We start from the raw sequence: 26,128 nt of genomic DNA on the forward strand, positions 1-26,128 counted from the left end.
TCCCGTGCCTGCCAACCGCTCAGTTCTTCTTCGCCGCGGCATCGCGGCCGCAGCGGCCCTTCCCCTGCTCGCCCTGGCCGCCTGCGGTTACGGTTCCGAGTCCAAGGACGACAACGCCAACGAGAAGGTCGCCGCGGGATCGGAGAAGATCGACGGGCTCGACACCGTCAAGATCGGCTACTTCGGCAACCTGACGCACGCGACCGCACTGGTCGGCCGTGAGCAGGGCATCTTCCAGAAGGCGCTGGGCGCCACCAAGGCGTCGTACGCGACCTTCAACGCGGGCCCCTCCGAGATCGAGGCGCTGAACGCCGGTTCCATCGACATCGGCTGGATCGGCCCCTCCCCCGCGATCAACGGCTTCACCAAGTCCGCCGGCAAGAACCTGCGCATCATCGGCGGTTCGGCGTCCGGCGGTGTGAAGCTCGTCGTCAATCCGGACAAGGTCAAGTCCCTCAAGGACGTCAAGGGCAAGAAGATCGCCACGCCTCAGCTCGGAAACACGCAGGACGTGGCGTTCCTGAACTGGATCGCGGACCAGGGCTGGAAGGTCGACGCGCAGAGCGGCAAGGGCGACGTCACCGTTGTCCGCAGTGACAACAAGGTGACCCCGGACGCCTTCAAGGCCGGTTCGATCGACGGTGCCTGGGTGCCGGAGCCGACCGCGTCCAAGCTGGTCGCCGAGGGCGGCAAGGTGCTGCTCGACGAGGCGTCGCTGTGGCCCGACAAGAAGTTCGTGATCACGAACATCATCGTGTCGCAGAAGTTCCTCACGGAGCACCCGAAGGTCGTCGAGGCGGTGCTCAAGGGTTCGATCGACTCCAACAAGTGGATCAACGCCAACCCGGTGGCGGCGAAGGCCGCGGCGAACAAGCAGCTGGAGACGGACTCCGGCAAGGCACTGCCGACCGAGGTCCTGGACCCGGCGTGGACGTCGATCCAGTTCATCAACGACCCGCTGGCCTCCACGCTCAACGCCGAGGCGGAGCACGCGGTCAAGGCGGGTCTGCTGGAGAAGCCCGACCTCAAGGGCATCTACGACCTGAGCATCCTGAACAAGGTCCTCAAGGCCGAGGGCGAGTCCACGGTCGACGACGCCGGTCTCGGCGTCAGCTGATCGGAATCCGATGAGTTCCCAGGAGGTGACGACCATGGCAACGACCTTCGCCAAGGCCGCCGAGTCCGCGGAGTCCGTGGAATACGCGGCCCGGCTTGAGCACGTCTCGAAGTCCTTCGCCGGGCCGGGTGGGCAGCAGCTCGTCCTGGACGACATCACTCTCGATGTCGCTCCCGGCGAGTTCGTCACCCTCCTGGGGGCTTCGGGCTGCGGCAAGTCCACTTTGCTCAACCTGGTGGCGGGGCTCGACGAGCCCACCGCCGGCTCCATCACGACGGACGGCCGTCCGGCGCTGATGTTCCAGGAGCACGCCCTCTTCCCGTGGCTGACCGCGGGCAAGAACATCGAACTCGCCCTGAAGCTCCGGGGTGTCGCCAAGCCCGAGCGGCGCGACAAGGCCGAGGAGCTCCTCGAGCTGGTCCGGTTGAAGGGCGCGTACGGAAAGCGTGTGCACGAGCTTTCCGGCGGTATGCGGCAGCGCGTGGCGATGGCCCGCGCGCTGGCGCAGGAGAGCAACATCCTGCTGATGGACGAGCCGTTCGCGGCGCTGGACGCCATCACACGGGATGTGCTGCACGACGAACTGACCCGGATCTGGGGGGAGACGGGACTGTCCGTCCTCTTCGTCACGCACAACGTGCGGGAGGCGGTACGGCTCGCGCAGCGGGTCGTCCTGCTGTCCTCCCGGCCCGGCCGGGTGGCGCGCGAGTGGACGGTCGACATCCCGCAGCCGCGCCGGATCGAGGACGCCCCGGTGGCGGAACTGTCCATCGAGATCACCGAAGTCCTGCGTGGGGAGATCCGCCGTCATGGCCAGCACTGAGACGAAGACGACGGTGACGAAGTCGGTTACCACCGAGCTTGCCGGGGTGGAGGCGGGGCTCGACGCGCTGGACGTCGTGGCGCCCATCGGACGTACGCCCTTTCGGCGGACCTTCATCGACAAGATCCTGCCGCCGATCCTGGCGACCCTGCTGCTGCTGATCGTCTGGCAGATCACCTTCAAGATCGTCGACGACCCGACCAAGCTGGTCTCCCCCGTGGACGTCGGGCGGACGCTCCAGGACGCCTGGCTCGAGGGCAAGCTGCTCGGCTACATCTGGACCAGCGTCTCGCGCGGTCTGCTCGGCTTCCTCTTCGCGCTGGCGATCGGCACCCCGCTGGGTCTGCTGGTGGCACGCGTGAAGTTCGTGCGGGCGGCGATCGGTCCGATCCTGTCCGGTCTCCAGTCACTGCCGTCGGTGGCGTGGGTGCCGCCGGCCGTGCTGTGGCTGGGTCTGAACAACTCGATGATGTACGCGGTGATCCTGCTCGGTGCCGTGCCGTCCATCGCCAACGGGCTGGTGTCCGGCGTCGACCAGGTGCCGCCGCTGTTCCTGCGGGCGGGCCGCACGATGGGCGCGACGGGGCTGAAGGGAACCGTGTACATCACGTTGCCGGCCGCCCTGCCGGGTTATGTGGCGGGCCTGAAGCAGGGCTGGGCGTTCTCGTGGCGTTCGCTGATGGCGGCGGAGATCATCGCGTCCTTCCCCGACCTCGGCGTCGGCCTGGGCCAGTTGCTGGAGAACGGGCGCAACGCCAGTGACATGTCGATGGTGTTCGAGGCGATCCTGCTCATCCTGTTCGTCGGCATCGCCATCGACCTGCTGATCTTCAGTCCGCTGGAGCGGTGGGTGCTGCGCAGCCGTGGTCTGCTGGTGAAGAGCTGAAGTCCCATGTACAGGAAACCGGTTCCTCCCGTTCTCGTGGTGATTGCCCACGGCAGTCGCGACCCGCGGCATGCCGCGACCGTGCACGCCCTGGTGCGGCGGGTGCGGTCATTGCGGCCGGGCCTGCGGGTAGAGACCGGTTTCCTGGACTTCAACATCCCCTCCGTCCATGGGGTGCTGGAGTCGTTGGCGACGGAGGGCGTCCGTGACGTCGTGGCGCTGCCGCTGCTGCTGACCCGAGCGTTCCACGCGAAGGCGGACATCCCGGCGGTCCTGCGGGAGGCTCCGGCACAGCTGCGGATCAGACAGGCCGAGGTGCTCGGCCCGTCGCCGCTGCTGCTCGCCGTCCTCGAACGACGGCTGTACGAGGCCGGCCTGACGCCCGCCGACAAGTCCTCGACCGGGGTCGTGCTGGCCTCGGCGGGGTCCACGGACCCGGAGGCGATCGCAGTGATCGCAGAAATCGCGCGGGAGTGGCGGCGCACCGGTTGGTGTGCCGTGCGGCCTGCGTTCGCCTCCGCCGGTTCTCCCTCGGGGTTCCCGCGCACCGAGGACGCGGTCCGTGAACTGCGGGCGCTGGGGTGCTCGCGGGTCGCCGTCGCGCCGTACGTCCTGGCTCCCGGCTTCCTGCCGGACCGCATCGCGCGAGGCGCGGCCGCAGCGGACGTCTTGGCCGATGTGCTGGGTCCGGCGCCGGAGGTGGCGCGGGTGCTGCTGGAACGGTACGACGCGGCGCGTACACCGGCGCTGGCCGCCGTCGGAGCCTGACCGACGGTGGGCCCTCTCGCGCCGCGCGGGGATCTCTTTCCGTTTCGGTACCGGTTTCCGTCTCATCCCGTATTTGCTGCGGATACCGGCTTCTCTTTCTGATCCCGTTTCTGCCGCGGGACCCGCTTCTCTTTCGACAGCGGTTTCCGTTGCGGGAGCGGTTTCCGTTGCGGGAGCGGTTTCCGTTGCCGTACCGGTTCCGGCCACACCCCGCACCCCGCAGCGGCCGGCCCGAGGTGATCGCTCAGCGGTTCACGTGTGCGGCGCCCTGCCGGGGATCGCGGCCGCTCGCCGCCAGTGCCCGCTCGAACACCGGGGCGTCCTCCGCCACCGGCACCACCGCCGCGAAGCCGTCGTACTGGCGGTAGAGGTCGCCGTGCCGTTCGACGACGTCGAGGACGAAGCGGGCCGCGTCGTCCGAGATGTGGAACTCCTGGCCGGTGGCGACCGCCACGTCCCAGCCGTGCACCGCCATCTCCTTGACGATCATCGCGGCGATCTCGGCGGCGGGCATCGCGGCCGTTCCCAGGTCGACCTCGCCCTCCCACACGGCCGGGTCCGCCCAGGCCGTGACCGCGCGCTCCAGCTGGGCGGCGTACGCCTCGGCCCACTGCGGCTCGGCGGTGAAGTCGCGGGCGACCAGGTCGTCGGGGAGCTGCCTGCGCAGGGCGCGGTGCTCGAGGCCGTGGGAGGTGTAGAGGACCCAGTGGTCGACCAGGGTGCGGACATCCCAGCCCGGGCAGTGCGTCGGGTCGTTCAAGCGGGCCGCCGGGACACCGCGGGCGACGCGTGACGCCTCGGCGGCGCATTCGGACATGTACTGGTGTGTCTCGTCGTACTTCATGGGTCCCACGCTAGGCAGCGGGGTGCTCAGGACTCTTGAACAAACGCGACAGCGTCGGCGGACCGGTCCTCGGCCAGTCGGATCAGCTCCGGCAGCGGCAGGGAACCGGGTGCCCTCCGCTCCCGGGCGAACTGGTTGGCAAGCCGTTGCAGCAACTCGTTCAGCGGGGTCGGTACGCCGTGCAGACGGCCGAGGAGCGCGATCTCGCCGTTGAGGTGGTCGGCCTCGATGCTGCCCGCACCGCGGCTGAGGGACTGCCAGGAGGAGCCGCCGCCGCGCGGGGCGCCGTCGAGCGGGACGAGGGTGACCTTGTCGCCGCGCAGGGCCTGCTGCTCCTCGGTGCCCGTCCACACGATCCCGGCGGCGCGCAGCACGGCCTCGCCCTCGGCCCGCACCCTCGCGTACAGCGCCTCCGCCTCGGGGTCGCCCACCGGGCCGCTCACCGCTTCCAGGGCGTTTCCGAGGTTGGACAGCAGCTTCGCGTACTGCCAGCGGGAGACGTCGGGTACGACCGGCGCCTCGAAGTGCGCCTTCTCCAGGTCGGCGGCGATACGACGGGCCGTGTCGTCGGTGCCGTGCGGGTACCGGCCCAGGTGAAGGATGCCGGTGAGCGGGGTGCCGGCTGCGGAGACGACACCCGGTTCGACATGGGTGGCGGGCAGCCAGACGCAGACGCCGTAGACGTGCCGGAAGCGGCGCAGGGCAAGGCGCGGGCTCTCCACACCGTTCTGCGCGCAGACCAGGGGCAGTCGCTCCGCGGCCGTGCCGCCGCCGTCGACCGGGGCGGGGCCCCAGACCTGGAGTGCCGCCTCGGTGTCCTGGGTCTTGACGGCGAGGAAGAGGACGTCGTCGGGGTGCAGCGTGCCGAGCGCGTCCGGTCCGTCGACGACGGGCAGCCGGTACGTCCGTTCGCCCTGCGGAACCCTGAGCCGCAGTCCGCCCTCCGTGAGCGCCGTCCGGTGCGCGCCGCGTGCGACCAGCACGACCTCGTGCCCGGCCTGCGCCAGTCGTCCGCCGACGGTGCCGCCGATCGCCCCTGCCCCGATGATGATGTACCGCATGGGACGAGCCTCGCACAGTCGTGTGTACGCACCGTCCAGAGCGTGGGAAACGATTTCGTACGAGGTTGACCTTGTCCCTGGGGCAGGGCCGAGGGTCCGGGCATGGACGACTTCTACCTGCGGCAGACGCCGTACAGCGACCCGGGCGACCTGGATGTCTCCGACCTGCCCACCGATCCCCGCGAACTCACGCTGCTCGTACGCGGTCTGATGGTGCATCGGCTGGAGGGGGACCGTGTCGGGTACCAGATTCCCGAGGAACGGTTGCACCACGACGCCGAGTCCCGTTACGTGACCGGGATCCTGCGGGCGCGCAGGGACGCCCCGCTCACCCGACGGCGGTCCTACGACGAGCAGTTCGTGGGCACGTGCCGGGACTACTCGCTGCTGTGCTCGCTGCTGCGGGCGACCGGGACGCCGTCCCGGATCCGGGGCGGGTACGCGAGCTACTTCGTCGAGGGCTTCCACGACGACCACTGGGTCACCGAGTACCGCCTCCCGGACGGTACTTGGCGGCTGGCCGACGCACAGGTGTCCGCCGCCTTCTACGAGGTGCCCTTCGACCCGATAGACGTGCCGCGGAACGGTTTCCTGGTCGCCGGGCAGGCATGGCGGGCGTGCCGGGCGGGCGCGGTGGACCCGGAGACGTTCGGGGTGTGGGCCGATCCCGGTCTCAGGGGTCTGCCGCTCGTCCTGAACAGTGTGGTCCTGGACCTCGCCGCCCGTAACGGCACGGAACCGCTTCCCTGGGACGGCTGGGGGCTGTCGGGGTTGCGGAAACACGACTCGCTCACCGAGGACGAGCTGGCCCTCGTGGACGCCGTGGCCGCCGCCCGCACCCCCGAGGGGGCCCGTCGGCTCTACGCCGATCCGCGGCTCGTCGTGCCCCGCGAGATTCTCTCCCTGGCGCCCTTCCACGGCCTGCGCACGGTCACGCTCGCGTCATCTCCACCAGTTTGACGACGGTGTTCCAGTTCCGGGTGGTGGCGATGAGCCCCTTGTTCACTCGCGGCTTCGACAGTTGCTCGGCGAGCTTGGACCGGCCGAGGCCGTCGGGTGCGTAGAGGTACAGGACGCGGTCGCCGAGGCGGAACTCCTCGGGGAGGTGGGCGGCCTGGTCGATCCCGGCGTAGCGCTCCGCTTCGACGGCGGTGGAGAAGTACGTGGCGTGGAGCTGTTTGGCCTCCAGCTCGGCGGCCGGGAACGGGCAAGCGTCGGCAACCGCTTTCAGATAGGCGTGGTCGCGAACGATCACTCCGACGGCGAAGCCGAAGTGTCTCTCGATCGCCGCCGTGAGCTCGGCGGCGAGGCGCTCCGCGTCCCCGTGCGCGGAGGAGAAGACGGCCTGGCCGCTCTGGAGGTAGGTGCGGACGTCCTCGAGACCGAGCCCCTCCAGCAGGGTGCGCAGTTCGGCCATCGGGACCTTTCTGCTGCCGCCCACGTTGATGCCGCGCAGAAGTGCCGCGTACGTCGTCGTCATCCGCTCACCTTAAGCGGCCGTCGTGCCCCGTGGGGGTGGGCACGACGGCCGCGGCCGGAGTGGGGCTTCGGGCGAAACTCTGGCCGATCGGCGGGACGCGGAGCAACATCTGCCGGACATCTCCACAGGCTCGTGACTTGTTCAACAAACTTTCGTAATCACCATTCCGGCCTTGACCCCCGAACTGCCCGGCAGCCTGTCCCCGGCGGCCTGCTCGGCGTCCTGCCCGGCGGCCCCCGTCACCGGCCGCCCCTGATCGTCATCCCCTAGATCCCCGGATAGATGTAGGGGACCTCTGTCCTCCCCAGCGGTGAGACGGCGGGGTCCGACGGGAGGACTCGGGTGTCCGGCACCTCACCGGGCAGCACGACGAGATGGCTTTATCCAGCCCATACCTTCGAATCTGAAGGTGGCGGCAGGGGGTTGCCACCGCATCACAAGAGGGCAGGCCCGTCATGGGGAACGGAGATATACGGGTGCGGGGCTTCGCCGCGCGGGCCGGCGGCTGGAGCGCCCGGCACCGATGGGCCGCCGTGGGCATCTGGGTGCTGTTCGTCGTCCTGGCCATGGGGATCGGCTCGGCGGTGGGCACGGTCGAGGTCAAGGAGAGCGACCAGCTCGGGGGCGAGACCCACACGGCCGCCCGGATCATCGAGGACGCCGGCATCGACGAGCCGGCCAGTGAGACGGTCCTCGTCCAGTCGAAGGACGGCTCCGTCAAGGCCACGGACGCGGACTTCAAGGCCGCCGTCGCGGCGGTCGTCGCGGCCGTGGAGAAGACCGGCAAGGTCACCGACGTGACCTCGCCCTACGACTCGGACACGATCTCCCGGGACGGTCGCAGCGCGCTCGTGCAGTTCGACATGCGCGGCGACTCCGAAACCGCGGGCGAGCGGGTCGAGCCGGTTCTCGAGGCCGTCGAGGGGGTCCAGAAGGAGCACTCCTCGCTGCGGATCGAGGAGATCGGCGGCGCCAGCATGATGAAGACGTTCGACGACGCCTTCGGCGACGACTTCCAGCAGGCGGAGTACTCCGCCGTGCCGGTGGCCCTGGGCATTCTGCTGATCGCGTTCGGCGCGCTGGTGGCGGCGCTGCTGCCGGTGGCACTCGCGGTCACCGCGATCATGGCGACGATGGGCCTGATGAGCATCGTCAGCCACTTCCAGCCGATGGACGACACGGCGAGCTCCGTGATGCTGCTGGTCGGTCTGGCCGTCGGCGTCGACTACTGCCTGTTCTACCTGCGCCGGGAGCGCGAGGAGCGGGCCGCTGGACGTGATCCGGAAACCGCTCTCAGGATCGCCGCGGCGACCAGCGGCCGTGCCGTGATCGTCTCCGGTGTCACCGTGTGCGTGGCGATGGCCGGCATGCTGTTCACCGGGCTCGCGACGTTCGAGGCGATGGGGCTTGCGTCCCTGATGGTGGTCGCGGTCGCCATGGTCGGTTCGGTGACCGTGCTGCCCGCGCTGCTGTCGCTGCTCGGCCGGCGGGTGGAGAAGGGCCGGATCCCGTTCCTGCACCCCGACAAGCGCCGCAAGAACGGCAACGGCGGACGTGCCGACGAGGGCAGCCGGTTCTGGAGCGCCGTCCTCAAGGTCGTCCTCGCCAAGCCCGGCGTGTCGCTGGTCGTGGCGGCCGGCGTGCTGCTCGCGATCGCCGCTCCGGCGGTCGGCATGAAGACCCAGAACCTCACCCTGGACCAGGAGTTCGGCGACTCGCTGCCGATCGTGCAGACCTACAACCGGGTCAACGACGCCTTCCCGGGCGGCTCCGAACCGGCCGAGGTGATCGTCAAGGCGGACGACATCAACGCCGCCGAGGTGAAGACCGCGCTCGCGGAGTTCAAGGAGCAGGCGGTCAGCTCGGGTGCCTCCCGCGGTCCGGTCGAGATCAAGCTGCACGACGCGCAGAACATCGCCTACGTGTACGTTCCGCTGGTCGGCGGCTCCGACCTGGACAAGGCGGGCACGAGCCTGGACAAGCTGCGCGACGAGGTGCGGCCCGCGACGCTGGGCAAGGTCGACGGTCTCCAGGCGCCGATCACCGGTCAGGTGGCCGGTTCGAAGGACTTCAACGACCAACTGGCCGGAGCCGTCGCTCCCGTCTTCGCGTTCGTCGTGGTCTTCGCCTTCCTGCTGATGCTGCTGTCGTTCCGCTCACTGACGGTCGCGATCACCTCGATCGTGCTCAACCTGCTGTCGGTGGGGGCCGCCTACGGCATCCTGGTCGCCGTCTTCCAGCACGGCTGGGGCGCGTCGCTGGTGGGCGCGGAGGGCGTCGGCGCCATCATCACCTGGCTGCCGCTGTTCCTCTTCGTGATCCTGTTCGGCCTGTCGATGGACTACCACGTGTTCGTGGTCTCGCGGATCCGCGAGGCGCGGATGCGGGGCCGTTCGACGAACGACGCCATCAAGCACGGTGTGGTCACCACGGCCGGTGTGGTCACCAGCGCCGCGGTCATCATGGTCGCCGTGTTCGCCATCTTCGGAACGCTGTCCATGCAGTCCATGAAGCAGATGGGCGTGGGCCTGGCGGCCGCGGTGCTGATCGACGCGACGATCATCCGGGGTGTGCTGCTCCCGGCCGTGATGGCGCTGCTGGGCGAGCGCAACTGGTACCTGCCGAAGTGGCTGCACTGGCTGCCCGACCTCACGCACGACGAGTCGCCCGAGGCGGTCGCGCCCGTGGCCCGGGACGACGAGGGCGAGCCGCTGCGGGTCTGACGCCGAGCGAAGCCCGCTGAAGCGGTCCGAACCGAGGGCCCGTTGACCTCCCGGGGGAGTCAACGGGCCCTCACTCACGCCCGGTTCGGCTTCCGGCGTTCGGCCCGCTGTGCGGAGTCCGGAGTCCGGCCCGCTGTCCGGTACCCGTCCGGGACCGTTCCAACGGCGGTCGAGGGCCGGTTCAGGACGCTTCGGGACGGTCGTTCAGGACCGCTGCCCCGTCAGCTCGGCCTCGATGAGGTCCGCCGCCCGGCGGGTGCCGCCCTCGTCCGCCATCTCCGCCTGGATCGCCTTGAGCCGACGGGCCACTTCCGGGTCGTCGACGAGCGTGAGGGCGGCTTCCCGCAGGGTCGCGGCCGTCGCCTCGGGCGTGGCGAGCTGCCGGGCCACCCCGAGCCCCTGGAGCATGTCCGCGTTGCCGAACTGGTCGACGGCCTGCGGTACGGCGATCATCGGCGTGGCCGTGGCCAGCCCCTCCTGGCTGCCGCCCGCGCCGGCGTGCGTGACGAACAGATCGGCCTGCCTCAGGACAGCCAACTGCGGTACCCAGGAACGCACTTCGACGTTGTCGGGTACGGTGCCCAGCGCGGCCGGGTCGACGTGCCTGCCGATCTGGAGCACGAGGTGCCAGCCCGGCATCTCACCGAAGGCGCGCACGCACTCCCGGTAGAAGTCCGGCTGGTCGGTGAAGGTCGAACCCAGCGAGACGAGAACGACCTTGTCCGCCCGTTCGGGGCGCGTCCACTCCCCCTCGGCGGCGCGGTCGCCCTGGCAGGCGCCGACGAACGTGTAAACGCTTTCGTCGACCCGGTCGGCGTGCGGCTGGAGCGCCTTGGGGATCAACACGAGGGAGCGGGCCGGGTGGCCGACGAAGGGGTCGGGGTGCTCGGTGATCCCGTTCTCCTCCAGCCAGGCGTGGAACCGTGCGTAGTAAGCCTTTCCGCGCTCCGTTTCCCTCGGCTCCGCCCACATCGGTTCGGCGACCTCCTCCTCGTAGCCGTCCCAGGCGACCAGGTTGGGCGAGAGGGAGATCGCCGGCACGCCCCAGCTGTGGGCGAGGACTCGGGCCGGGTAGGCGGTGATGTCGTGCAGCACCAGGTCCGGCTCGTCCCCGTCGTACGCCTCGATCAGCTGGGGCAGGGCCTGGATCGCGTCGGCCAGGAAGGGCTCGACGTTGTCGAGGAGGGTGCTCCCCCAGGCGGAGGGGTCGTCGTCGGGCGCGGGCAGCGTCGAGTGCCACGGCTTGACCTCGGCGCCGGTATCGGCGACCTTCTCGGCGAAGACGGGCGGAATCGCGTACGTCACCCGGTGCCCGCGCGCGACGAGTTCGCGGATCACCTCGAGGCTCGGGTTCACGTGGCCGTGGGCGGCGATGGAGAACATGGCAATATGGGCGGGGCGATTGGTCATATCGTCGACCGTAAGCGAGACGAAACGTCTCGTGCAACTTGAATTACGCGGGTCAGTCCTCGGGACAGCGCTCGTCGGATCCCTCGACACTCAGCCCGCGCGCGTTCGTCACCTTCACGGTCACGGCCTCCGCGCCGAGGCCGGCGCCGGTGTCCGTGGTGCGCTGCGCCTCCGCTGCCGTACAGATCAGCTGCGCCGTCGCGAGATCGCTCAACTCCTCGCTGACATACCGCAGGTGGATCGACACCACGCCGTTTCGCGCGTTCACCGCCACGGCGGCCGACGCGGCAGCCTCGGCGGCGGAACCGGCGGACGGACCGGCGGTGGGAGGCACGCTCACGAGGGGCTTCGGGGCGGATGTCGGGGCGGCCGTCAGCGGGGGCAACAGCGTGGTCAGTCGCTTCGCCCGTTCCGTTTCCGTCGGGCCCTCGAGCAGGTTCATCACCGCCGACTCGGCGTCGACCGCGCCGGCGGGCCTGCGGGGGACGGCGACCAGGGAACCGTTTTCGACGAGGTAGACCCGCAACACCGGCACGAGCCCGTGCGCGGGTCCGCCCGCCTCCACCACACCGGTCGCCGGAATACCGCAGGAGACCAGCGTCCACAGTGCCGGGACGCACAGCAGCACGACTCGACGTACGCCCCTCATGCTCGCTCCTCGCTGGCCGACTCGTCCTGTGTCGGCTCGTCCCGCGTCGGCTCGTCCGGCATCGGGCCGTCCCGCGTCGGCTCGTCCCGCCACAGCGGGAGGTCCACCGTGAAGACGGCGCCGCCCTCCGGCCGGTTCGCCGCCCGGACCGTGCCACCGTGCATCCGGACGTTCTCCTCGGTGATCGCCAGCCCGAGTCCGCTGCCCTCGGTCCGGGAGCGGGCGGCGTCCGACTTGTAGAAGCGTTCGAAGACATGAGGCAGCACGTCGTCGGGGATCCCGGGCCCGCTGTCCAGCACCTCGACGACCGCCCGCCGTCCGGTGCCGGACCCCTCGCCCGCGGCCCCGCCCTCGCGGAGGCTCAACCGCACCGGACGGGCGCCGTGCCGCAGGGCGTTGCCGACCAGGTTGGCGACGACGACGTCGAGGCGGCGCGGGTCGACGCGTCCGCGCAGCGCGTCGGGCTCCGGCAGGCGGGCCTCGACCGTGTCGGTCCAGCCCCGGGCGGCGAGGGTGCGCCGGAGGGACTCGGCGAGGTCGATCTCGTCCGGATGGAGCACGGCCGCGCCCGCGTCGAACCGGGAGATCTCCATCAGGTCGTCCACGAGCCGGGCCAGCTTCACGGTCTCCTCGCTGATCAGCCGGACCGCGGTGGCGGTGTCCGGGTCGAGGCCGGCGGCGTCCTCGTCGAGGACGTCGGTGACGGCCGACATGGCCGCCAGCGGAGTGCGCAGCTCGTGCGAGACGTCCGCGGCGAAGCGCCGGGCCCGGGCCTCCATGCCGCGCAGTTCGGCGACCGACTCCTCCAGGGCGGCGGCCGTCTCGTTGAACGTGTGCGACAGCTCGGCGAGTTCGTCGGAGCCGTCGACCGCGAGGCGGGTGTCCAGCCGGCCCTCGGCGATGCTGCGGGTGGCGTGGCGCAGTGCGCGTACCGGCCGCAGCACCCCGCGGGCGGCGAGCAGCGCGAGCAGGACGGCGAGGGCCAGGGCGGGGACGGCGGCCCGCTCCACGGCGGTCACCAGGGCGTCCACATAGGCCTGTTCTGTGGTCTGCGGCACCGTCAGGAACACCTGGAGGCCGGACAGCGGCCACCTGCTCGACACGGTGGAGGTGAAGGCGACCGACATGCCGACGACGAGGGCGGTGTGGTCCGCGCGGTCGACCCGCTGGAAAACGGTGGCCGACCGGGAGTCGACCGCCTCGCGCAGGGCGGGCGTCAGCTCCTCGAACGGGTCGTCGGGGACGGACGTGGCCTCCTGCCCGCGGTAGACGACGAGCACGCGCCAGGCGCCCGACGGCTCGGCGCCGGCCACCTCGGCGGCGAACCGGCGCAGTTCGTCCCGGCCGGCGGGCAGGACGAGTTCGGGGGCGAGCCGGGTGACCTGGGTGCGCAGCAGCTCGATCACGGTGTCCTGGCTCTGCTGGAGCACTCCGGTGCGCGCCTCCCGGAAGGTGAGCGCGCCCGTGGTGGTGACGGTGACGGCGGCGACCAGCGCGAACGCCACCACCAGCCGCACGCGCAGACCACGCATCCGGTGCGCCCCGAGTCGGGTCCCCAGGGGCCTCACCGGGAGGCGAACCGGTAGCCGAAGCCGCGCACGGTGTGGATGTGGCGGGACTCGCGCGGGGGTTCGCCCAGCTTGGCGCGCAGTCGCTTGACGCAGGCGTCCACCAGGCGCGCGTCGCCGTGGTAGCTGTGCTGCCAGACCGCCTCGAGGAGTTGCTGGCGGCTGAACACCTGGCCGGGCGAGGCCGACAGGGTCAGCAGCAGTCGCAGTTCGGAGGGGGCGAGGGCGACCGGCTCCCCCTGCCGGGTGACCGAGAGTCCGGCCCGGTCGACGGCCAGGTCGCCGTAGGTGTCGATCTTCGGTATGCCGCCGTCGGCGGGCACGCCGGCCGCCCGTCGCAGGACGGCGCGGATCCGGGCCTGGAGCACCCGGGCCGGGACGGGCTTGACCACGTAGTCGTCTGCGCCGGCTTCCAGACCGACAACGATGTCCTCGTCGTCGCCGCGCGCGGTCGCCATGATGATCGGCAGTGTCTGGTCCAGTTCACGCATCCTGCGGCAGACGTCCAGGCCGGTCATGCCGGGCAGCATCAGGTCCAGCACCACGACGTCGGGCCGGAAGGACCGCAGCCGGTTCAGGCCGTCCTCCCCGGTCTCGGCGGCGGCGACCTCGTGGCCCTGACGGCGCAGCGCGAGGGCGACGCCGTCCCGCACGGCGCGGTCGTCCTCGATCAGCAGAACTCGTGGCATGCACTCAGTATCCGTACGCCGTCGGCCCGTTCGGAGAACTGTTACCGGATGATCACATGAAACGGAACTGATCGAGTCGTTGCTCTTTCGTTACCGTCTGGGCCAGATCCGATCACATGGCGATCACAATCTGAACAACCATGACCGCGCACAAAGCAACTCCGCCCTCCGTCCGTCGCCGTCGGAGCGGCCCCGCGCATGCCTCCGGCCGACGTGTACGGAAGGGTTCGGTGTGGGGTGGGGCGGCCGCGCTGGCCGTACTGGGCGCCGCCGGTTTCGCGGCCGCGGGCTGGACGTCCGCCGACGCGGGCGGGGCCTCGGCCGAGGGCCGCGCCACCGCGTCCGCCGAGCCGGGCGGATCCGGGGAGTCCGGTTCCGCGCCCACCGGGCCGACGGCCGGCTCCGGGGCCGCGGCAGGCGCCTCGGGCAGCCCGTCGGCCGGTCCGTCCACCGGGTCGTCCGGCAGTGCGTCCGGCGGTGCTTCCGGTGGCGCGTCGGCCGGAGCATCCGGCAGCGCGCCCGCCGGACCGTCCGCGTCGGACATCCCGGCCTCGGGCCCGGGCACCTTCACCACCGCCTCCGGCTCGAGCGCCAAGGTGGGCAAGGGCACGGCCCTGCGCTACCGGGTCGACGTCGAGGACGGCCTCTCCCTTTCCGCAGCGGTCGTGGCCCGGCAGGTGGAGATCGTCCTGGGCGACCGGCGCGGCTGGACGGCGGACGGGCACTCGGCGTTCCAGCGGGTCTCCGGCGGGACCACCGACTTCGTCGTACGGGTCGCGACACCCGGCACCGTGGACAAGATCTGCGGGGAGTACGGACTGGACACCGGCGGCGAGGTCAACTGCAGTGTGGCCGACAACGTCATGGTCAACCTCAAGCGCTGGCTGCTGGCCACCCCGGTCTACGCCAAGGACGTCACCGCCTATCGCGCGCTGATCGTCAACCACGAGGTGGGCCACTTCCTCGGCCACGGCCACGTCGGCTGTCCCGGTCCGGGCAGGCCGGCCCCGGCGATGATGCAGCAGATCAAGGGCATGGACGGCTGCGTCCCCAACGTCTGGCCGTACGACGACCAGGGACAGCCGGTCACCGGTCCCGCCGTTCCCTGAAGGGGCCGTTCACCGCCGGCAGCGCGCCTTCACCGCGGAGAGGCCGCCGTCACCGCTGGTAGCGCGCCAGCACCAGGTTGCCGTCCTCCTCGAGCCGCTCGCGCAGGTCACCGAGACCGATCGCCCCGCTGTAGTACTCCTGGAACGCGGGGGTGGCGACCTTGTCCTTCCACTCGGCATAGCCCCGGACGGACTGGGCGGGGGCCGGGCGCAGGTGCTCGGCGAGAGCGGTGCCGGTCGCCCAGTCGTCCTTCGTCGTGTGCAGGGCGGGGTCGGCGAGGGCCCGCGTACCGGTCGGCAGCATCCAGTCGCCCAGCGCGAGCCGCACCATGTTCTTCGGCCGGAGCAGGAAGTCGATGAACGCCGCCGCCTCCTTCTTGTGCGGGCTGTCCTCGGCGACGGACAGCGTCTGCGGGCTGACCCCCTGGGCGAGTCCGTCGGCGCCCGCCGGGGCGGGCAGCACCTGCCAGTCGAACCCCTCGGGCGCCTGCTGCACGATCTGCTGACGGTAGGAGAAGCCGAGCGGGACCATCGCGTAGCGGCCGCCGAAGAACCCCGGCAGGGTGTCCGAGCCGCCGCTGCCCAGCGTCGTGGGCGAGGCGCTGCGGTCGGCGCCGACCTGGTCGTGGACGGTGCGCGGTACGACCTCGTCGCCGGCCTCGAAGCGGACGGTGACCTTTCCGTCCGCTCCCCGGTGGAAGAGCTGTCCGCCCGCCGACAGGGAGAGGTTGAGGGTGGCCGAGACGGGTTCCTTCAGCGGCCAGGCCACGCCGTACTTGCCGTCGCCGCTGAGCTGCTCCGTGATCTGCCGGAACTCCGCCCAGCTCCAGGGGTGTTCGGGGGTCGGGATGCGTACCCCGGAGCGCTTCAGCCAGGTCGCGTTCGCGACGAGGACGCGCGGCTCCTGGAGGAACGGCACGCCGTAGACGCCGTCGCCGAAGGTCGTCGTCTCCCAACTGCGCTGCGGGATGTCCGACGTGAGGCGGGCGGGCAGCAGTCCGGTCAGGTCGGCGAGGTAGCCCCCGTAGGCGAAGTCGGCGAGGTCGTCGGAGGCGTCGTGGATGATGTCGGGGGCCTCACCGCCCTCGAAGGAGGTGAGCAGCTGGTCGTGGACGCTCGACCAACTCCCCTGCACGTACTCGACCTCGACCTCGGAATGGGTGGCGTTCCACTCCTTGACCAGGTCCTTGTTGGCCTGGACGGACTCCTCCTGCCAGGCCAGGGACTGGAAGCGGAGGGTGACGGGACCGTCGTCGTCCCCTCCGTCGGCGGTGCAGCCCGCGAGGAGCAGCAGGGCGGCCACGATCAGTGCTCTGGTCCGCATCAGCTCTTCACCGCCCCGGCGAGCATGCCGCCCGTGATCCGGCGCTGGACGATCGCGAAGACGACCAGCGAGGGGAGGGTGGCGAGGAAGGCGGCGGCGGCCAGCGGGCCGAGGTCGGCGACGCCCTCCGTGCCGATGAAGTGGGTCAGGACGACCGGCAGGGTCTGTTTCTCCGGGGTCTTCAGCAGCACCAGCGCGAAGAAGAACTCGTTCCACGCCGTGACGAACGCGAACAGCCCCGTCGCCACGATCCCGGGAGCGAGCAACGGCGCCGTCACGGACACCAGCGTCCGCAGCCGCCCGGCGCCGTCGATCGCGGCCGCCTCCTCCAGCTCGACGGGGACGGCCCGGACGTAGCCGACGAGCATCCACAGCGCGAAGGGCAGCGCCCACACCACGTACACCATCACCAGCCCCGGCACGGAGTCGATCAGCCGCAGGTTCTTCAGCACCAGGAACAGCGGGATGATCACCAGCACGAACGGGAAGGCCTGGCTGACCACCACCCACCCGGACGCGGCCCGCGCGAGCCGGGTGCGCCGGCGGGCCATGACGTACGCCATCGGGGTGGCGAGGGCCACGGCGATCACCGCGGCGCTCACCGCGGCGATCAGGGAGTTGAACGCGGCGTGCAGCAGGGGCTGTTCGTCGAACGCCTGGCGGAAGTTGGCGAGGGTGGGGTGCTTCGGGATCCAGGTGGGGTGCAGGCTGCCCAGCTCGCGCGCGGGCTTGAAGGCGACGGAGAGCAGCCAGAGGAAGGGGAAGGCGAGGAAGACGAGGTAGCCGAGCAGGGCCGTGTACTGGGCGGCCCGGCCGGCCCGGGCCGCGGGAGAGGTCCTCACGCGTCGTCACCTCCCCTGATCCGGCCCACCAGGAACAGGGCCAGGAACACCGAGATCACCGCGACCATCACACAGCCCATCGCCGCCGCGTAGCCGAACTGGCCGTAGCGGAAGGCCTCTTCGTAGGCGAAGAGCATGGGCAGCCGGGTGCGGCCGCCGGGGCCGCCGTTGGTCAGCACATAGACCAGGGCGAAGGAGTTGAAGTTCCAGATGAAGTTGAGGGCCGTGATGGCGAGGGCGATGGGCCGCAGCGCGGGCCAGGTGACGGTCCGGAAGCGGCGCCAGGAGCCCGCGCCGTCCACCGCGGCCGCCTCGTGCAGTTCTCTCGGGGTGTTCTGGAGGCCGGCGAGCAGAGCGACCGTCGTCTGCGGCATGCCGGCCCACACGCCCACGACGATCACCGCGGGCAAGGCGGTCGCCAGCCCGCTGAGCCAGTCCCGTCCGTCACCCAGACCCAGGTCGCGCAGGGTCTCGTTGAGGATGCCGGCGTCCGGGTTGTAGACGAGCCGCCACATGACGCCGACCACGACCTCCGGCATCGCCCAGGGGACGATCGCGAGGGCGCGGGCCAGCCAGCGCAGCCGCAGGTCCTCGTTCAGGAGCAGGGCGAGGCCGAGGGCGAGCAGGAACTGCGGGACGGTCACCCCGACCGCCCAGACCAGGCCGATCCGGAACGACTCCCAGAACAGCGTGTCGTGCAGCAGGTCGGAGAAGTTGAGGACGCCGATCCACCGGGTGGGCGCGGTGCGGCCCGACTGGGCGTCGGTGAACGCCAGCAGGATCCCGTACAGCAGCGGGCCGACGCTCAGGGCCAGCACGGGGATCAGGGCGGGGAGGACGAGGAACCACGCGCCGTGGCCCGTGGTACCGCGCGGCGGGCCGGTGCCGGACGCGCGTCGCACGGTCCGTCTCTTCTCGGTCGCCAACGACACCGGATCGGCCCCCTTCCCGCGGCTGTGACGGGCCCCGCCATGGTCGTGAAGGTGCTGTACCCCGTCAAGAGACCGTGCGCACGGCCCGATCTGTGCGAATGCGACACTGGCCGTCGGATGGCCGGATCACGACGCGTCCGGCAGGGTCGGGCGGTGCACCACACGGAGGCGGACGATGGACGAGGCACGGGCGCGGGACGTACTCGGCGCGGCGGACGTACTGCCGGGCCCGGTGGCGGACGCGCGGCTCCTCGCCCTGGGCGAGAACGCGGTGTTCGCCGCCGGTGACCTGGTGGTGAAGGTCGGCCGTGACGCCGAACTCCTCGACCGGGCCCGGCGCGAGCTGGAGGTCGCCGCCTGGCTGGCCGGGGCGGGTGTCCCGGCGGTGCGGGCCGCCGAGCCGGAGCCGCTGCTCGTCGAGGGGCATCCGGTGACCCTGTGGCACCGGCTGCCCGACCCGGTGCGCCCCGCCGAGCCACGGGATCTGGCCGAACTCCTGCGTCTGGTGCACGCGCTGCCCACCCCCGGCTTCGGCCTGCCCGCGCGAGATCTGCTGTCGGGGGTCGAGCGCTGGCTGCGGCTCGCGGGCGACGCGATCGACCCGGCGGACGCGGCGTATCTGCGCGAGCGCCGGGACGGCTTCGCCACGGCCGCCGCCGCGCTCACCCCGCACCTGCCGCCCGGCCCCATCCACGGCGACGCGCTCCCCCGCAACGTGCACATCGGGCCCGACGGCCCGGTCCTGGTCGACCTGGAGACCGTCTCGGCCGATCTGCGCGAGCACGACCTGGTGGTCATGGCGCTCTCCCGCGACCGGTACGGGCTGCCCGCCGAGGCCTACGACGCCTTCACCGAGGCCTACGGCTGGGACGTGCGGGAGTGGGCGGGCTGCACGGTCCTGCGGGGCGCCCGCGAGACCGCGAGCTGCGCCTGGGTCGCCCAGCACGCGCCCGCCGACCCCAAGGCGCTGGCGGAGTTCCGGCGTCGGGTGGCGTCGCTGCGGGACGGGGACGAGGCGGTGCGGTGGTATCCGTTCTGATCCGGGTGCTGCGGGCCTGGCGGGCCGCCGCCCGGCTGGGGAAGGACGCCGACGGGTCCCCGCCTGACAGATCCCCGACCGACAGATCCCCGACCGACGGCCGGTGAAGGCGGCCGGGCCGGGGCCCGGGTCGCGGGCGCGTCAGACGGTCTTCTCCGCCGGCTCCCGCACCGGCCAGGCGCCGTCGATCACCGCGTCCGTGTCCCCCTTGCGGCGCAGGAAGTTCTGGAAGTCCGCCGCCCACTCGGCGTACCACTCGATCTGGCGGCGGTGCAGCTCCGCCGGGCCGAGGGCCGCGACCTTGGGGTGGCGGCCGGCTATCGCGCGGGCCAGGCGGGCCGCCGCGAGAGCGTCGGCCGAGGCGTCGTGCGCGGAGTCGAGAAGGACGCCGTACTCGGCGCAGACCGCCTCGAGGTTGCGCTTGCCGCGCCGGTAGCGGTCGACCGATCGGTCGATGGTGAGCGGGTCGACGACCGGCGCCGGGTCCAGGCCGCCCAGGCGGTCGCGCAGCGAGGGCAGGCCGTGGCGTCGCAGTTCGGCGGAGAGCAGGGTCAGGTCGAAGGCGGCGTTGTAGGCGACGACCGGGACGCCGGTGTTCCAGTAGCCCGCCAGGACGTCGGCTATCGCGTCCGCGACCCGGTCGGCCGGGGCGCCTTCGCCGGCGGCCCGCTCGTTGCTGATCCCGTGCACCGCGACGGCGTCCGCCGGGATCTCCACGCCCGGGTCCGCCAGCCACTCGCGGTGTCCCAGGACCTGCCCGTCCCTGACCTCGATCACGGCTGCCGTGACGATGCGCGCCTCGCGCGGGTCCGTCCCGGTCGTCTCCAGGTCGAAGCCGACAAGCAGCTCCCGGTACCAGGCCATGGTGGCCCCCCTTCTTGGTGGTGCTTCCCCCAGTGGTCTCCACCCTCGCATGCACCACTGACAATCAGAGGATCGCGTTCCGCTTACCCGCCCGCCCAAACGGATGATTCAGGACACCGGCCGCGAGTCCGCCCAGGCCAGTTCGAACTCCTCGCGGTATGCGGAGAAAAGTCCGCCATCGTCCGTCTCGCCCGACTTGACCACTCGGTTGCCGTTGCGCAGCACCAGCACCGGCGCCTCCATGCCGCGCATCCGCCGCAGATAGGACTGGATCACCGCGATGCCGTCGGTGCCGTCGCCGTCGACCAGGTAGGCGGTGAAGCGGGGCGTCTCGTCGTACACCTGGATCTGGAAGGCGCCCGGGTCGCGCAGCCGGGCCCGGACCCGGCGCATGTGCAGGATGTTCATCTCCACCGCGCGGCTCAACTCGCCCCTCTTCATCCCGAGTTCGCGCTCGCGGCGCTTGACCGCGCTGGAGGCCGGGTTGAGGAAGAGCAGCCGGACGCGGGCACCGGCCTCGGCGAGGCGGACCAGACGGCGGCCGGAGAAGTTCTGTACGAGCAGGTTGAGGCCGATGCCGATGGCGTCGAGGCGGCGGGCGCCGTCGAAGATGTCCTCGGCGGGGAACCGGCGCAGCAGCCGCACCCGGTCGGAGTGGACGGCGACCACGTCCGCGTACCGGTCGCCGACGAGGTCCTCGACGGCGTCGACGCGCAGCCGGCGCGCCGAGGGCACGTCGCCGCTGGTGCCGAGCATCTCCAGCAGGCGCGCGGAGGCCCGCTCGGCCTGACCCAGGACGGCCTCGGACAGGGCCCGGTTGCGGGAGACGACGTTGCGGGTCACCTCCAGCTCGTCCAGGGCGAGTTCGACGTCCCTGCGGTCGTCGAAGTACGGCTCGAAGCACGGCCAGTGCTGCACCATCAGCTCGCGCAGCTGCGGCAGCGTGAGGAAGGAGATGACGTTGTCGTCGGCCGGGTCCAGCAAGTAGCCCTTGCGACGGCTGACTTCGCGTACGGCGACCGCGCGCTGCACCCACTCCTGGCCGGCGGGTCCGGCCGCGGCGACCACCCATTCGTCGCCGTGGACGGGTTCGTAGATGGGCCGCAGCACGGCGGCCACGACGGCGCGCAGCCGCTGCTCGACGAGGTTCAGCCAGATGTAGGCCCGGCCGGCCCGCTGGGCGCGGGTGCGTACCTCGCGCCAGGCTTCGGCGTCCCAGTCCAGCTCCGGTCCGATGGCGTTCGTCTCCATCGGCCGGGCCAGGGACACCGTGCCGGGCGGGACGTCTGCGGAGCCCCCCTCGTGACCCTCGTCACCAGGGGGCAGCTCCAGCCCTCCCGAGCCCACCCGCGCACCGCCTTCCGCTCCCCCGAGCATCCCCGTCCCAACGATCAAGGAAGGGTACTCCGGGAGCGGCGGGCGGTGCAGCCGGATGGACAGGTCGTTTCTCAACTACCGCTGTTCGACTGTCCGTTCTGTCCGGCCAGTGCGGACGGAGTGAGCGGATTCATAGCGGTGACGTCCCTGGGGACGAGTGAGAAGCCCTGCCAGTGGACCGGCATGGGCTGCTGGTCCTCGTCCCGGGCGATGTGGTGGAAGCCCACGTTCACCCAGGTCACGGGATGGGTGAGGGTCTGTCCGTTCACCCACTTGTCGACGGAGGCGCCGTGCAGCGGGCTGCCGCAGTCGCGGACGTTGTTGCTGGCGTACTGCTCGCACTGGTTGTACTGCGTGAAGTAGACGTCGTGCTGGGTGAACCTGCGCCCGGAGTACTTGGTGGTGGCGCCGGGGACGAGCTCGTAGGACCGGGCGTGGCCGTCCTTGTTCTTTCCGGTCGCGCTGACCACCCGCCACCAGCGCATGTTCTGGGCGTCGCCGGCGAGTTCCTTGGTGACGGGCGTGCGGGTGGTCTTGGCGGTCGGGCCCTGCTGGCCGCCCGCGGGCGGGCTGACCACCGAGTCGTACTGCTCGACCTTGGTGGCCGAGGAGCCGTCGAGGCCGAAGTCGAGGCGCCAGAAGACGTTGTGGCTGTGGCTGGTGGCGTAGGACTTGGCGCCCTTGCCTATCGGCCAGCCGCGGCCGTCGCCGGCGTCGTAGTCGAAGGGCGAGAGGCTGCCGGTGGCTCCGACGTTCATGTTGACGGCGCCGTCGTCGGAGAAGCGCCACTCGGTGATGTACTCGTACCAGCCGACCTTGTTGACGGTGTAGATCAGCAGGTCCTTGCCCTGGGCCTGGAAGACCTTGTTGCCGGTGTCGGCCTGCATGCGGTAGGCGTGGCCGCGCGAACGGGTCGTGGTGCACAGGCCCTTGACGTTCGGGTTGTCGGAGAAGGACTCCGGGACCTTCACCGTCCTGATGGTGCCGCCGGGGCACTCCGCGGGCGTCATGTTGACCAGGCCCGAGCCGAAGTTGTAGTCGGTGATGTCGTTGTACTCGTTCTTGCCGTCGTCGTACGGCACGTGGATCTGGGCGATCTTGGCGCTGTTGAGGACCCTGATCGGCTTGGCCTCGCCGGGCGGCTGGTAGGAGACCTTCTCCAGCACCAGGCCGGACTTGGCCTCGAAGCGCCAGCACATGCGCCAGGTCGTGCCGGTGGCGAGCTTCTGTTCGATGCGGTAGGCGGCGCTGCAGTCGGCGGCCGCCGCGGGGGCGGCCTTCGGCTGGGCGACGGCCGGACCGGCTCCGGCGGCCGTGCCGGCGGCCAGCGCGGCCACGCACAGGCCGACGGCCGCGCCCCTGTGGGCACGGCCGGTGCCCGGCCGGAGGTTGCCGATCAGATTCGGAACACGCATGAGGACATGACTCCCTTTGCCTCCCGCTCCGGGAAGCAGGTCGGAAAACGGACGTGGAGGTGGGCCTGCCACGGATCAGCCGGTGAGCCGGGCGACCTTGCGGGTGCTGAGGTCGATCACCAGGGACCGGGCGTCGATCCACGGGCCGTTCTTGACCTTCGGCAGCAGCCGGACGCAGCGGTGTTCCCCGCACTTGTCGAGGACGGCGGACTCGGCGCCCGGCACCGCCCGGTAGATCATGGACGCGAGCTGCAGCTGGCCCGGTGAGGTGAGCTGCTTGCCGGTGGCGTCCTTGAAGTCGGCCTTCAGGCCCGCGCCGAGCGGGTCGGCGATCAGCAGGCTCGCGGCCTCGGTCTGCTCGGCGGCGCTGAGCGGCGGCTGGACGCCGTGCTGGGTCCCGGTGCCCTCGACCTTGCCGGTGTCGAGGTTGACCGTCTTGGTGACGAGCGCGTCGTCCTTGTAGTCGTAGAACGACACCACCGCGCGCCGGGGCGCGTCGGGGTCGTCCACCTCGTCGGCCGCGGGCTCGGCGAGGTCCACGCCGAGGCGCTGCGGGCCGTGGTCGCCGTCCACGTCCTCACTGGCGTTGAACTGCTGCCGGCTGAGCGCGATCTTCTCGACCCGCGTGATCTCGTCGTCGGTGAGCGGGTCGCGGCCCTCGCCCTTCGTTCCCTCGGCGGGCGCCTCCTCGACGACACCGGGCTGTACCGCCGCCGCCGTGTCGCCCTGCTGCCGTCCGGCCGCCTGCCGGGTGCTCTGCCCGTCCTTGCCGCCTCCTGTGTCGTCCGCCCCCGCCGTACCCGGCAGGGTGATCCCCACCATCACGGCCGTCGCGGCCACCGCGATGGCCGTACCTGCCACCACCTTGCCCAGGTGGCGGCGCACTGTCGTGCGCACACATTCCCCCTACTCCCCCTGTTGCCCGGGAGTACGTTTCTGCCCCACTGGTTCGGCGCAGGACGTGGGTCACCTGTCGTCCTGCGCACTGGTCGTCGGGTAAGAGGGGCGTAAGTCACAGGTGGTTCCCTCACTTTCCTGGAGACTCGACGTCAAGGCGCCCCCGACGGGGCGAGACACCTGAAAGAGTCGTGTCCATGCAGGTCTGGCCTGGAGAGGCGTATCCCCTCGGTGCCACGTACGACGGCGCCGGCACGAACTTCGCGGTCTTCACGGAGGCCGCGGACCGAGTAGAGCTGTGTCTGCTGCACGACGACGGCTCGGAGACGGCGGTGGAACTGCGCGAGAGCGACGCGTTCGTCCGGCACGCGTACCTGCCGGGCGTCATGCCCGGACAGCGGTACGGGTTCCGGATGCACGGCCCCTACGAACCCGCGCGCGGGCAGCGCTGCAACTCGGCGAAGCTGCTGCTCGACCCCTACGCGAAGGCGATCAGCGGTTCGGTCCGGTGGGGCGAGGAGGTGTACGGCTACCACTTCGACGCCCCCGAACGGCGCAACGACCTCGACTCGGCGCCCCACACCATGACGTCGGTCGTGGTCAACCCCTACTTCGACTGGGGCGACGACCGCAGGCCGCGTACCGAGTACCACCACACGGTGATCTACGAGGCCCATGTGAAGGGCCTGACGATGCGCCACCCGGGGCTGCCGGAGGAGTTGCGCGGGACCTACGCGGCCCTCGCGCACCCGGCGATCATCGAACATCTGACGGAGCTCGGGGTGACGGCCCTGGAGCTGATGCCGGTGCACCAGTTCGTCAACGACCACCGGCTGGTCGACATGGGCCTGAACAACTACTGGGGCTACAACACGATCGGTTTCTTCGCCCCGCACAACGCGTACGCCTCCTGGGGCGACCGCGGTCAGCAGGTCCTGGAGTTCAAGTCGGCGGTGCGGGCGCTGCACGAGGCGGGGATCGAGGTCATCCTCGACGTGGTCTACAACCACACCGCCGAGGGCAACCACCTGGGCCCGACGCTGTCCTTCCGGGGCATCGACAACCAGTCGTACTACCGGCTGACGGACGACCCCCGCTACTACATGGACACCACGGGCACCGGTAACTCCCTGCTCATGCGGTCCCCGCACGTCCTCCAGATGATCATGGACTCGTTGCGGTACTGGGTGCTGGAGATGCACGTCGACGGGTTCCGTTTCGACCTCGCGGCGACGCTGGCCCGTCAGTTCCACGAGGTGGACCGGCTGTCGTCGTTCTTCGACCTGGTCCAGCAGGATCCGGTGGTGTCCCAGGTGAAGCTGATCGCTGAGCCGTGGGACGTGGGCGAGGGCGGCTACCAGGTGGGGAACTTCCCCCCGCTGTGGACCGAGTGGAACGGCAAGTACCGCGACACCGTGCGGGACGTGTGGCGGGGCGAGCCCCGCGCGGTCGGCGAGTTCGCCTCCCGGCTGACCGGCTCCTCCGACCTCTACCAGGACGACGGCCGGCGCCCGCTGGCCTCCATCAACTTCGTGACCTGCCACGACGGATTCACCCTGCACGACCTGGTGTCCTACAACAACAAGCACAACCAGGCCAACGGAGAGGACAACCGGGACGGCGAGGGCCACAACCGGTCCTGGAACTGCGGCGCGGAGGGCGCGACCGAGGATCCCGGGGTCCTGGAGCTGCGGGCCCGGCAGATGCGCAATTTCCTCGCCACCCTGATGCTGTCCCAGGGCGTGCCCATGATCAGCCACGGGGACGAGTTCGGACGCACCCAGAAGGGCAACAACAACGCCTACTGCCAGGACAGCGAGCTGGCCTGGGTCCAGTGGCCCGAGGAGGGCAGCGAGCTGCTGGACTTCACGCGCGCGCTGGTGTGGCTGCGCAAGGAGCATCCCGTCTTCCGGCGGCGCCGCTTCTTCCACGGTCGGCCGGTGGAGGGCACGCACGACGAACTGTCGGACATCGCCTGGTTCACTCCCGAGGGCAAGGAGATGGCGCCGCGGGACTGGGACCGCGCACAGGCGTCCGCGTTGTCGGTGTTCCTCAACGGCAACGCGATCTCCGAGCCGGGCGCGCGCGGCGAACGGATCACCGACGACTCCTTCCTGCTGATGTTCAACGCCTCCGCCAAGCCGATGGAGTTCGTGGTGCCGGTCGACCACGGGCGGCAGTGGCAGGTGGTGGTGGACACCGGGAACCCGGAGGCGCCGGCGCCGGGCACGGGCCCGAAGGTGCAGGCCGGGGCCCGGCTGACGCTGGTCGACCGGAGCATGACGGTGCTCCAGCGGCCGACCTAGCCGAT

Annotated in this window: 22 protein-coding genes and 1 pseudogene; 9 read left to right on the forward strand and 14 right to left on the reverse strand. The window is 70.9% G+C overall.

What is annotated here, in order from left to right:
- Positions 1-4 precede the first annotated feature (4 nt).
- The 4 genes from OHU34_RS10150 to OHU34_RS10165 are packed head-to-tail and all read left to right on the forward strand — an operon-like array spanning position 5 to position 3,594.
- The gene (locus tag OHU34_RS10150) at positions 5-1,117 is read left to right on the forward strand and encodes an aliphatic sulfonate ABC transporter substrate-binding protein (RefSeq protein ID WP_142266709.1); all 1,113 of its coding nucleotides are present in this window, start codon (positions 5-7) and stop codon (positions 1,115-1,117) included.
- A gap of 34 nt (positions 1,118-1,151) precedes the next feature.
- Entirely contained in the window at positions 1,152-1,940 is a 789-nt protein-coding gene (locus OHU34_RS10155; protein WP_020125330.1) for an ABC transporter ATP-binding protein, read from the forward strand.
- Positions 1,927-2,826: an ABC transporter permease gene (locus OHU34_RS10160; protein WP_142266708.1), complete on the forward strand. Its 900-nt coding sequence runs from the start codon at positions 1,927-1,929 to the stop codon at positions 2,824-2,826. The genes OHU34_RS10155 and OHU34_RS10160 overlap by 14 nt, the downstream gene beginning before the upstream one ends.
- Before the next feature lie 6 nt (positions 2,827-2,832).
- Positions 2,833-3,594: a sirohydrochlorin chelatase gene (locus OHU34_RS10165; protein WP_405765935.1), complete on the forward strand. Its 762-nt coding sequence runs from the start codon at positions 2,833-2,835 to the stop codon at positions 3,592-3,594.
- A 244-nt stretch (positions 3,595-3,838) separates the two neighbouring features.
- Here the strand turns inward: OHU34_RS10165 and OHU34_RS10170 are convergent, their stop codons facing one another.
- Positions 3,839-4,438 (reverse strand): TIGR03086 family metal-binding protein, encoded by a 600-nt coding sequence (locus OHU34_RS10170; RefSeq protein WP_230194343.1) that lies wholly within the window; start codon positions 4,436-4,438, stop codon positions 3,839-3,841.
- A gap of 26 nt (positions 4,439-4,464) precedes the next feature.
- Positions 4,465-5,499, reverse strand: coding sequence for a ketopantoate reductase family protein (locus OHU34_RS10175; protein WP_142266705.1), 1,035 nt, complete (start codon positions 5,497-5,499; stop codon positions 4,465-4,467).
- Positions 5,500-5,601: 102 nt separating this feature from the next.
- On the opposite strand from OHU34_RS10175, the gene OHU34_RS10180 reads away from it, so the two are divergent.
- Positions 5,602-6,459 (forward strand): transglutaminase-like domain-containing protein, encoded by an 858-nt coding sequence (locus OHU34_RS10180; RefSeq protein ID WP_405765939.1) that lies wholly within the window; start codon positions 5,602-5,604, stop codon positions 6,457-6,459.
- Here the strand turns inward: OHU34_RS10180 and OHU34_RS10185 are convergent.
- A complete protein-coding gene (locus OHU34_RS10185) occupies positions 6,431-6,979 on the reverse strand; it encodes a DUF1697 domain-containing protein (RefSeq protein WP_405765942.1) in 549 nt (182 codons plus the stop codon). The two genes, OHU34_RS10180 and OHU34_RS10185, sit on opposite strands and share 29 nt — an antisense overlap.
- Before the next feature lie 455 nt (positions 6,980-7,434).
- On the opposite strand from OHU34_RS10185, the gene OHU34_RS10190 reads away from it, so the two are divergent.
- A complete protein-coding gene (locus OHU34_RS10190) occupies positions 7,435-9,702 on the forward strand; it encodes an MMPL family transporter (RefSeq protein ID WP_405765945.1) in 2,268 nt (755 codons plus the stop codon).
- Between the two features lie 204 nt (positions 9,703-9,906).
- Here the strand turns inward: OHU34_RS10190 and mgt are convergent.
- The 4 genes and pseudogenes from mgt to OHU34_RS10210 all read right to left on the reverse strand — a co-directional run bounded on the left by mgt (position 9,907) and on the right by OHU34_RS10210 (position 14,018).
- Positions 9,907-11,149 (reverse strand): annotated as a pseudogene (gene mgt / locus OHU34_RS10195) (macrolide-inactivating glycosyltransferase).
- 15 nt (positions 11,150-11,164) lie between these two features.
- The gene (locus OHU34_RS10200) at positions 11,165-11,761 is read right to left on the reverse strand and encodes a hypothetical protein (protein ID WP_142266700.1); all 597 of its coding nucleotides are present in this window, start codon (positions 11,759-11,761) and stop codon (positions 11,165-11,167) included.
- Positions 11,758-13,293: a HAMP domain-containing sensor histidine kinase gene (locus tag OHU34_RS10205; RefSeq protein ID WP_230194345.1), complete on the reverse strand. Its 1,536-nt coding sequence runs from the start codon at positions 13,291-13,293 to the stop codon at positions 11,758-11,760. Before OHU34_RS10205 ends, OHU34_RS10200 begins: the two co-directional genes overlap by 4 nt.
- 32 nt (positions 13,294-13,325) lie before the next feature.
- Positions 13,326-14,018: a response regulator transcription factor gene (locus OHU34_RS10210; protein ID WP_405765948.1), complete on the reverse strand. Its 693-nt coding sequence runs from the start codon at positions 14,016-14,018 to the stop codon at positions 13,326-13,328.
- A 140-nt stretch (positions 14,019-14,158) separates the two neighbouring features.
- Between OHU34_RS10210 and OHU34_RS10215 the strand changes: the two genes are divergently transcribed.
- Entirely contained in the window at positions 14,159-15,127 is a 969-nt protein-coding gene (locus tag OHU34_RS10215) for a DUF3152 domain-containing protein (RefSeq protein ID WP_405765950.1), read from the forward strand.
- 49 nt (positions 15,128-15,176) lie between these two features.
- Here the strand turns inward: OHU34_RS10215 and OHU34_RS10220 are convergent, their stop codons facing one another.
- Genes OHU34_RS10220 through OHU34_RS10230 form a run of 3 tightly spaced genes read right to left on the reverse strand, consistent with a single transcriptional unit; the run spans position 15,177 to position 18,225 of the window.
- Complete coding sequence (locus OHU34_RS10220) at positions 15,177-16,451, reverse strand: ABC transporter substrate-binding protein (protein WP_142266697.1); 1,275 nt, start codon at positions 16,449-16,451, stop codon at positions 15,177-15,179.
- A complete protein-coding gene (locus OHU34_RS10225) occupies positions 16,451-17,293 on the reverse strand; it encodes a carbohydrate ABC transporter permease (RefSeq protein WP_142266696.1) in 843 nt (280 codons plus the stop codon). Before OHU34_RS10225 ends, OHU34_RS10220 begins: the two co-directional genes overlap by 1 nt.
- Positions 17,290-18,225, reverse strand: coding sequence for a carbohydrate ABC transporter permease (locus tag OHU34_RS10230; RefSeq protein WP_142266695.1), 936 nt, complete (start codon positions 18,223-18,225; stop codon positions 17,290-17,292). Before OHU34_RS10230 ends, OHU34_RS10225 begins: the two co-directional genes overlap by 4 nt.
- A gap of 175 nt (positions 18,226-18,400) precedes the next feature.
- On the opposite strand from OHU34_RS10230, the gene OHU34_RS10235 reads away from it, so the two are divergent.
- On the forward strand, positions 18,401-19,264 hold the full coding sequence (locus OHU34_RS10235) for a phosphotransferase enzyme family protein (protein ID WP_142266694.1): 864 nt from the start codon (positions 18,401-18,403) through the stop codon (positions 19,262-19,264).
- A 141-nt stretch (positions 19,265-19,405) separates the two neighbouring features.
- Here OHU34_RS10235 and OHU34_RS10240 read toward each other — a convergent pair whose 3' ends face one another.
- The 4 genes from OHU34_RS10240 to OHU34_RS10255 form a co-directional block, all read right to left on the reverse strand.
- Positions 19,406-20,128, reverse strand: a complete 723-nt coding sequence (locus OHU34_RS10240) for a 3'-5' exonuclease (protein ID WP_405765955.1) — start codon at positions 20,126-20,128, stop codon at positions 19,406-19,408.
- Positions 20,129-20,236: 108 nt separating this feature from the next.
- A complete protein-coding gene (locus OHU34_RS10245; RefSeq protein WP_200839958.1) occupies positions 20,237-21,505 on the reverse strand; it encodes an SAV2148 family HEPN domain-containing protein in 1,269 nt (422 codons plus the stop codon).
- A 71-nt stretch (positions 21,506-21,576) separates the two neighbouring features.
- The gene (locus OHU34_RS10250; RefSeq protein ID WP_230194349.1) at positions 21,577-22,920 is read right to left on the reverse strand and encodes a copper amine oxidase; all 1,344 of its coding nucleotides are present in this window, start codon (positions 22,918-22,920) and stop codon (positions 21,577-21,579) included.
- A 75-nt stretch (positions 22,921-22,995) separates the two neighbouring features.
- Positions 22,996-23,817: a Tat pathway signal sequence domain protein gene (locus OHU34_RS10255; protein WP_142266691.1), complete on the reverse strand. Its 822-nt coding sequence runs from the start codon at positions 23,815-23,817 to the stop codon at positions 22,996-22,998.
- A 197-nt stretch (positions 23,818-24,014) separates the two neighbouring features.
- Here OHU34_RS10255 and glgX point away from each other — a divergent pair, with 197 nt between their 5' ends.
- Positions 24,015-26,123, forward strand: a complete 2,109-nt coding sequence (glgX, locus tag OHU34_RS10260) for a glycogen debranching protein GlgX (RefSeq protein ID WP_142266690.1) — start codon at positions 24,015-24,017, stop codon at positions 26,121-26,123.
- Positions 26,124-26,128 lie beyond the last annotated feature (5 nt).

Source organism: Streptomyces sp. NBC_00080, assembly GCF_045041255.1.
GTDB lineage: Bacteria > Actinomycetota > Actinomycetes > Streptomycetales > Streptomycetaceae > Streptomyces > Streptomyces coriariae.

Excerpts from the sequence above, each read along its gene's own strand:
- OHU34_RS10205 (WP_230194345.1), bottom strand. The coding sequence starts at position 13,293 with ATGCGTGGTCTGCGCGTGCGGCTGGTGGTGGCGTTCGCGCTGGTCGCC.
- OHU34_RS10210 (WP_405765948.1), bottom strand. The coding sequence starts at position 14,018 with ATGCCACGAGTTCTGCTGATCGAGGACGACCGCGCCGTGCGGGACGGC.
- OHU34_RS10215 (WP_405765950.1), top strand. The coding sequence starts at position 14,159 with ATGACCGCGCACAAAGCAACTCCGCCCTCCGTCCGTCGCCGTCGGAGC.
- glgX (WP_142266690.1), top strand. The coding sequence starts at position 24,015 with ATGCAGGTCTGGCCTGGAGAGGCGTATCCCCTCGGTGCCACGTACGAC.
- OHU34_RS10245 (WP_200839958.1), bottom strand. The coding sequence starts at position 21,505 with ATGCTCGGGGGAGCGGAAGGCGGTGCGCGGGTGGGCTCGGGAGGGCTG.
- OHU34_RS10170 (WP_230194343.1), bottom strand. The coding sequence starts at position 4,438 with ATGAAGTACGACGAGACACACCAGTACATGTCCGAATGCGCCGCCGAG.
- OHU34_RS10175 (WP_142266705.1), bottom strand. The coding sequence starts at position 5,499 with ATGCGGTACATCATCATCGGGGCAGGGGCGATCGGCGGCACCGTCGGC.
- OHU34_RS10165 (WP_405765935.1), top strand. The coding sequence starts at position 2,833 with ATGTACAGGAAACCGGTTCCTCCCGTTCTCGTGGTGATTGCCCACGGC.
- OHU34_RS10250 (WP_230194349.1), bottom strand. The coding sequence starts at position 22,920 with ATGCGTGTTCCGAATCTGATCGGCAACCTCCGGCCGGGCACCGGCCGT.
- OHU34_RS10200 (WP_142266700.1), bottom strand. The coding sequence starts at position 11,761 with ATGAGGGGCGTACGTCGAGTCGTGCTGCTGTGCGTCCCGGCACTGTGG.
- OHU34_RS10220 (WP_142266697.1), bottom strand. The coding sequence starts at position 16,451 with ATGCGGACCAGAGCACTGATCGTGGCCGCCCTGCTGCTCCTCGCGGGC.
- OHU34_RS10190 (WP_405765945.1), top strand. The coding sequence starts at position 7,435 with ATGGGGAACGGAGATATACGGGTGCGGGGCTTCGCCGCGCGGGCCGGC.
- OHU34_RS10155 (WP_020125330.1), top strand. The coding sequence starts at position 1,152 with ATGGCAACGACCTTCGCCAAGGCCGCCGAGTCCGCGGAGTCCGTGGAA.
- OHU34_RS10240 (WP_405765955.1), bottom strand. The coding sequence starts at position 20,128 with ATGGCCTGGTACCGGGAGCTGCTTGTCGGCTTCGACCTGGAGACGACC.
- OHU34_RS10180 (WP_405765939.1), top strand. The coding sequence starts at position 5,602 with ATGGACGACTTCTACCTGCGGCAGACGCCGTACAGCGACCCGGGCGAC.
- OHU34_RS10185 (WP_405765942.1), bottom strand. The coding sequence starts at position 6,979 with ATGACGACGACGTACGCGGCACTTCTGCGCGGCATCAACGTGGGCGGC.
- OHU34_RS10160 (WP_142266708.1), top strand. The coding sequence starts at position 1,927 with ATGGCCAGCACTGAGACGAAGACGACGGTGACGAAGTCGGTTACCACC.
- OHU34_RS10235 (WP_142266694.1), top strand. The coding sequence starts at position 18,401 with ATGGACGAGGCACGGGCGCGGGACGTACTCGGCGCGGCGGACGTACTG.